The sequence below is a fragment of the Mesorhizobium sp. M7A.F.Ca.US.005.03.2.1 genome, from assembly GCF_003997795.1.
GTDB lineage: Bacteria > Pseudomonadota > Alphaproteobacteria > Rhizobiales > Rhizobiaceae > Mesorhizobium > Mesorhizobium ciceri.
This window is the reverse complement of the sequence record NZ_RZRP01000363.1, coordinates 1-6,091: the sequence shown is the minus strand read 5'-3', so window position 1 is coordinate 6,091 and position 6,091 is coordinate 1. Positions and strand designations below refer to the sequence as shown.

Here is a 6,091-nt window from a genome sequence, read left to right as displayed (position 1 = left end):
CCAAGCTCCTTGACGAAGGTGAGCACGGCCGGGCCGACCATGACGTGGTAGATCACCTTCGTCAAGGAGCTTGGTGAGCTCTACGGCTCCAACCGGCCGCAACTGTTCGGCTTCATCGATTCGCTCGAAGCCACCGACATCAACAGCCCCGGCCTCGAATTCCTCGATGGCAGCCATTTCTGGGAAGGCTCGCCGCGCTATGCGCAGGCCGATGATTCCGAGGCGCAGAAGGCCTATCGCGCTGCTGTCGGCATCGACGACAATGGCGCCGCCGTCGGCGACCCCAAGGACGTCTCCACCGCCGCCCACATGTTCGGCTGCTGGGAAACGCTCTACGTCGTCAAGAAGGCGATGGAGGACGCCGGCTACAAGGGACCGGAAGACCGCGCCAAGCTGGTCGAGGCGACCGAGGCGCTGACCGAATTCGCCGAAGGTCCGGAACATCCGCAGGGACCGAAGACCTTCAACGGCAAGATCCACCAGTGCTTTGGCATCCAGAACATCTCCAAGATCGAAGGCGGCAAGCTCAAGGTCGTGCACAAGACCAAGATCGAGGACGGACTTTACGAGGCCGAAGGGGATTACACGACGCAGGCGCTGTGAGCTGCTCCAGCACAAGCGTGAGCGCCAGGCCGCCCCCCTCTGTCCTGCCGGACCCGGCCCTTCGCTGTCGCTCCGGGCGTTCGTCGTTCGGAAAGCCAAGCAATTGGCTTTCCGTCCGCTGCGCGGACCACTCCTCACCCCCCGCAGGGGCGCGATTGCGCTATCGCTGAGCGTGTAGCATGCACTTCGGTCCCCACCTCCTCCTCGCCGCCCTCGAAGGCCTCGTCACCTCAGCCGTGCTGGCGCTGACCGCGCTCGGCCTGTCCTTGGTGTTCGGCGTCATGCGGGTGGTCAATGTCGCGCATGGTGAGTTCTTCATGCTGGGCGCCGTGCTCGCCTGGGCGATCACCACAGCCATTGGCGGCCACCCCGCGCTCGGCTTCCTGGCCGCACTTGTGATTGCTCCGCTGATCGTCGGCGCCATTGCGCTGGTCGCCGAACGGCTGGTGCTGCGCCGGCTCAACTACAATCCGGAAGCCACCATCGTCGCCACCATCGGCATGCTTTACATCATCCAGCAGCTGGCGCTGACCTTCTACGGTCCGGAGGCGCGGCCGGTGGAGCCGCCGTTCAGCTACCGTATCCTTTTGCCGTGGTTCGGCTACTCCGGCTACAAACTGTCTGTCATCGCCGCCTCCGCGCTGCTGCTCACCGCGACATGGCTGGTGCTGACGCGCACCAGGATCGGCCTCGTCATGCGCGCCACGCAGTATGACAGCGAGACGGCGCAGGCCTTCGGCATCCCCGTCGGCCGCGTCTATGGCGGCGTCTTCGCGCTTGGCGCCATGCTGGCGGCCATTGCCGCAGTGCTGATCGTGCCGATCAGCCAGGCGCATTATCTGATGGGGCAGGACCCGCTGCTGCTCTCCTTCATCGTCGTCATCATCGGCGGCCTCGGCTCGCTGCGCGGCACGGTCGTCGCCGCCGTGCTGATCGGTCTCTCCGACGGCATCATCTCGATGTTCTTCTCGCCGACGCTGGCCAAGATCATCGCCACGCTGCTGGTCGCCATGGTGCTGGTGTTCCGTCCGCAAGGCTTGTTCGGGACGAGGTCGCGATGAGCGAAGCTTCGCCGGTAAAAGCCTATGCCCTGCATCTCGGCGTCGTCGGGCTGCTTTTCGTGCTGAGCTTCCTGCTGCCGGAATACTATCACGGCCTGCTCGCCCGCATCATGGTGCTGGCGGTGTTCGCCATGGGCTACAACATGCTGTTCGGCTATGTCGGCCTGCTCAGCCTCGGCCATGCCATGTTCTTTGCCGCCGGGCTCTATGGCGCCGGCCTTGCAGTCATCCAGCTCGGCTGGAGCGTACCAGCGGCGTTCGCCGCCGGGCTTGCCTGTGGTGTTGTTGTGTCACTCGTGATCGGCCTGCTGGCGCTGCGCACCACGGGCGTCGCCTTCATGATCGTCACCATGATGTTCGCGCAAGTGTTCTACCTCCTCATCCTCTACTTCGCGACGTGGACCGGCGGCGACCAGGGCATGGTCGTGACGCAGCCGGCCCGTGTGCTCACCTTCGGCGCGACGTCGCTCGAGCTCACCAATCCGACCGTTCGCTACATGACGGCGCTGGCGCTGTTTTCGATCGTGCTTCTCGTCACATTGGCCATCGTCCGCTCCCGGTATGGCCGCGTGCTGGTCGCCATCCGCGAGAACGAAGAGCGGACGAAGATGCTGGGATACGACACTTTCTCCAACAAGCTCGCCGCCGTCGTCATCTCCGGCATCATCTGCGCCGGCTCGGGTGCCGCCTATGCGCTGCTGTTCGGCTATGTCGGATCGAGCTTCGCGTCGGTGCAGTATTCGATCCTGCCGCTGCTGTGGGTGCTGCTGGGCGGTGCTGCAACAACGCTCGGGCCGCTGATCGGCACGCTGTTCATGTACTATGTCATCGATATCACCAGCGGCTACACCTCCGCCTATCTGCTGATTGTGGGCATCGCGCTGATCCTGCTTGTGCTGTTTTTCCCCAAAGGCATTCTGGGCAGCATTAGGCAGCGCTGGCTCGGGTGGCTGCCATGATGCCGCTTTTGACCACCAAGGGCCTTTCTCGCGACTTCGGCGGCCTGCGTGCCGTCGACCGTGTGGATTTCTCCTTGATGCCGGGCGAAATCCGCGCCGTGATCGGCCCCAATGGAGCGGGGAAGACCACCTTCGTCAGCCTGGTCAGCGGCCGCATCCAGCCGTCTGCCGGCATGATCGTCTTCGACGGCGCCGACATCACCAATCTGCCTGCCTATGTCAGGGTCCGCAGGGGGATCGCCTACACCTTCCAGCTCACCAGCGTCTATGCCAACCTGTCCGTCTACGCCAACGTCGCGCTGCCCGCGCAACTGACGCTGCGGCATGGCAGCCATTCCAGGAGCGCGATACAGGCCGCTGTCATGACCGCACTCGAACGCACCGGCCTGGCCGATCGCGCCCACATGCCGGCCGGGCAGTTGTCCTACGGCCATCAGCGCCTGCTGGAAGTGGCGATGGGCCTGGCGCTGAAGCCGCGCCTGCTGATCCTCGACGAGCCGACGCAAGGGCTGGCCGACAGCGAGATCGACAATTTCATCACCCTGGTGCGCGAGATCGCCAAGAACGCCACCGTGCTTCTGATCGAGCACAACATGCCTGTCGTCATGCAACTGGCCGACCGCATCACGGTCTTCAATGCCGGCAAGATCCTCGCCGAAGGCACGCCCGAAGCGATCCGCGAAAACGCGGCGGTGCAGGAAGCCTATTTGGGGACTGCCCCATGACCGAGGCAAACCAGGCCGAGGCCACGCCTCAAGCACTCACCATTTCGGGGCTCGACTGCTTCTATGGCGAGGTCCAGGTACTCTATGGCCTCGACCTGGTGCTGAACAAAGGCGAGGTGCTGTGCCTGTTCGGCCGCAATGGAGCCGGCAAGACGACGACACTCAAGGCCATCATGGGGCTGGTCCCCTCGAGCGCCGGCTCGATCAGGCTCGATGGCAAGGAGTTGACCGGCCTGCCGGCGCATGAGGTGCCCAAGGCCGGCGTCGCCTATGTGCCGCAGGGAAGGCGACTGTTCGCCGAAATGACGGTGGCGGAAAACATCGAGATCGGCCTGATGGCGCGCGGCAAAGGCAAGGCGACGCGTGAAAACGTGCTCGACCTCTTTCCATTGCTGCGCCAGCGGCTGCGGCAGCGTTCCGGCACACTGTCCGGCGGCGAACAGCAGATGCTGGCGATGGCGCGTGCACTCTGCCTCGAACCGCAGGTGCTATTGCTCGACGAGCCGACCGAAGGGCTGATGCCGTCGATGATCGCCAAGATCCGCGAGACGGTGTCGACGCTGCGTGACATGGGCGTGTCGACCATCCTGGTCGAACAACGGGTCGATGCGGTGCTTTCTGTCGCCGACCGCGTTGCCTTCGTCGAAAACGGCCGCAACCGCGAGACGGTCGATGTCCAAGAACTGCGCGCCGATCCGTCAGCGGTGCGCCGTTATGTCGGCGTGGGTTGATCAGCCGAAGAACAGAAAACCCGCTATCAAAAATGTCGGGATTAGCACCAGGCCCGACCATGCCATATAGCCAAAAAAGCCCGGCATCTTCACGCCGCGATGTCGGGCGATGGCGTAGACCATGAAATTCGGCGCATTGCCGATATAGGTGTTGGCGCCCATGAACACGGCGCCGGCCGAGATCGCGGCAAGCGTCGAAGCGAACTCCATCATCAGGTGCCGGGGGTCACCGCCGGCAAGCTCGAAGAACACCAGATAAGTCGGCGCATTGTCGAGGAAGGATGACAGCGCCCCGGTCAGCCAGAAATAGGCGAGATCGTTGGGCTGGCCGGAGGAAGAACTCACAAGCGACACCAGCGGCGCCAGCGCACCCTCACGGCCTGCCCTGAGGATGGCGATGACCGGCACGATGCAGATGAAGATGCCGGCAAACAATTTGGCCACCTCTGCTATCGGACCCCAGTTGAAGCCATTGGCCTCGCGGTATTCCTTGCGCGAAATGACAAGTGAAACGAGGGCGAGCGCCAGGATCATGGCGTCGCGCACCAGGTTCTGCAGTTCCAGGCTGACGCCGAACACGGAGAAGCTGACGCCCGGCTTCCAAGCCGCCGATAGCAGGATGGCGACGATCACCCCCGCCAGGAGCGGAAGGTTGGCCAGGCCGCGCAGGCGCACCTTGGTATCCGGTGTCGGGTCCTTGATCTTCGGCGCGCCAGCCTCGCGCCGGTGCAGGATGATGTCGATCACCAGAAAAATGCCCAGGACGACACCGCCGACGAACAGCGTCTCGTGCCAGAGGTTCGTCGTCGTCCAGAAGAAGTCGACGCCGCGCAGGAAGCCGACGAACAGCGGCGGATCGCCAAGCGGCGTCAGCGAGCCGCCGATGTTGGACACCAGGAAGATGAAGAAGATGACGACATGGGCGTTGAACGGCCTGTTATCGTTGGCGCGGATGATCGGCCGGATCAGGATCATCGAGGCACCGGTCGTGCCGATCACCGAGGCCAGCAGCGCGCCGACCAGCAGCAGGCCGGCATTCACCAGCGGCGTGCCGTGAATGTTGCCGGCAAGGAGAATGCCGCCGGAAATGGTGAACAGCGCAAACAGCAGGATGATGAACGACATGTATTCGGTGAGCAACGCATGCAGTACCGCTTCGGTCGCTGTGGGGACACCGAAGGCGACCGCCAGCGGCAGGACCACCAGAGCGCCCCAAAGGGCCGCGATCTTGCCGTAGTGATGCTCCCAGACATGAAGAAACAGCAGCGGACCAGTGGCGATCGACAACAGCAGCCCGGCAAAGGGCAGCGCCCACCACAGCGACATCGAAGCGCCGGGCAGGCCGTGTTCCTCCGCCCCGAAAGCCTGTGCCGGAAACAGCACGGCCACGACGATTGCCGCTTTCGTCGCGACCCACAAAAAGCCCCTCTTGTGCCTCACGATCCGTCAGTCCGACAAAGGGTCTTCGAGCCTCACGCCGGCGTCGCGCATGCGCTGCAGCATGGCATTGAGCGAACCGTTGAGATCGATGCCGCGGCAGGCATCCAGCCGCACTGTGGTTTTGAAGCCCTGGCTGACGGCATCCAGCGCCGAAAAGCCGACGCAGAAATCGGTCGCCAGCCCGACCAGGGTCAGCGTGTCGATGCCGCGCTCCCGGAGGTAGCCGGCAAGGCCGGTCTGGGTCGTGCGGTCGTTCTCGAAGAAGGCCGAGTAGCTGTCGATATCAGGCCGAAATCCCTTGCGAATGACGAGCTCGGCCTTGGTCCAGGCGAGGCCGGAATGGAAATCCGAGCCCAGGCTGCCCTGGATACAGTGGTCCGGCCACAGCGTCTGCTGGCCGTACGGCATTTCGATCATGGTGAAGGGCTGCGCGCCCGGATGGCTGGAAGCAAAGCTGGAGTGACCGGCGGGATGCCAGTCCTGCGTCAGCACGACATGGTCGGTTCGCCGGATCAGGTCGTTGACCAGCGGCACGATCTCGTCGCCGCCGGCAACCGCCAGCGCGCCGCCGG

Annotated in this window: 6 protein-coding genes and 1 pseudogene; 5 read left to right on the top strand and 2 right to left on the bottom strand. The window is 63.9% G+C overall.

The window, feature by feature from the left end:
• Positions 1–51: 51 nt before the first annotated feature.
• The 5 genes and pseudogenes from EN991_RS19975 to EN991_RS19955 form a co-directional block, all read left to right on the top strand.
• Positions 52–603: pseudogene (locus tag EN991_RS19975) on the top strand (ABC transporter substrate-binding protein); the annotation flags it as partial.
• Positions 604–782: 179 nt separating this feature from the next.
• Positions 783–1,664 (top strand): branched-chain amino acid ABC transporter permease, encoded by an 882-nt coding sequence (locus EN991_RS19970; RefSeq protein WP_013528443.1) that lies wholly within the window; start codon positions 783–785, stop codon positions 1,662–1,664.
• A complete protein-coding gene (locus EN991_RS19965) occupies positions 1,661–2,623 on the top strand; it encodes a branched-chain amino acid ABC transporter permease (RefSeq protein ID WP_127369370.1) in 963 nt (320 codons plus the stop codon). Before EN991_RS19970 ends, EN991_RS19965 begins: the two co-directional genes overlap by 4 nt.
• Positions 2,620–3,348 carry an ABC transporter ATP-binding protein gene (locus tag EN991_RS19960; protein ID WP_063169740.1) on the top strand — a complete coding sequence of 243 codons (729 nt, stop codon included), beginning with the start codon at positions 2,620–2,622 and terminating at the stop codon, positions 3,346–3,348. Before EN991_RS19965 ends, EN991_RS19960 begins: the two co-directional genes overlap by 4 nt.
• Complete coding sequence (locus EN991_RS19955) at positions 3,345–4,079, top strand: ABC transporter ATP-binding protein (RefSeq protein WP_024502064.1); 735 nt, start codon at positions 3,345–3,347, stop codon at positions 4,077–4,079. Before EN991_RS19960 ends, EN991_RS19955 begins: the two co-directional genes overlap by 4 nt.
• On the opposite strand, the gene EN991_RS19950 is transcribed toward EN991_RS19955, so the two are convergent.
• Positions 4,080–5,498 (bottom strand): sodium:proton antiporter, encoded by a 1,419-nt coding sequence (locus tag EN991_RS19950; RefSeq protein ID WP_127369371.1) that lies wholly within the window; start codon positions 5,496–5,498, stop codon positions 4,080–4,082.
• A 27-nt stretch (positions 5,499–5,525) separates the two neighbouring features.
• Positions 5,526–6,091 (bottom strand): bifunctional nicotinamidase/pyrazinamidase (gene pncA, locus EN991_RS19945; RefSeq protein WP_127369369.1); only part of this gene is annotated, 566 nt, incomplete at its 5' end.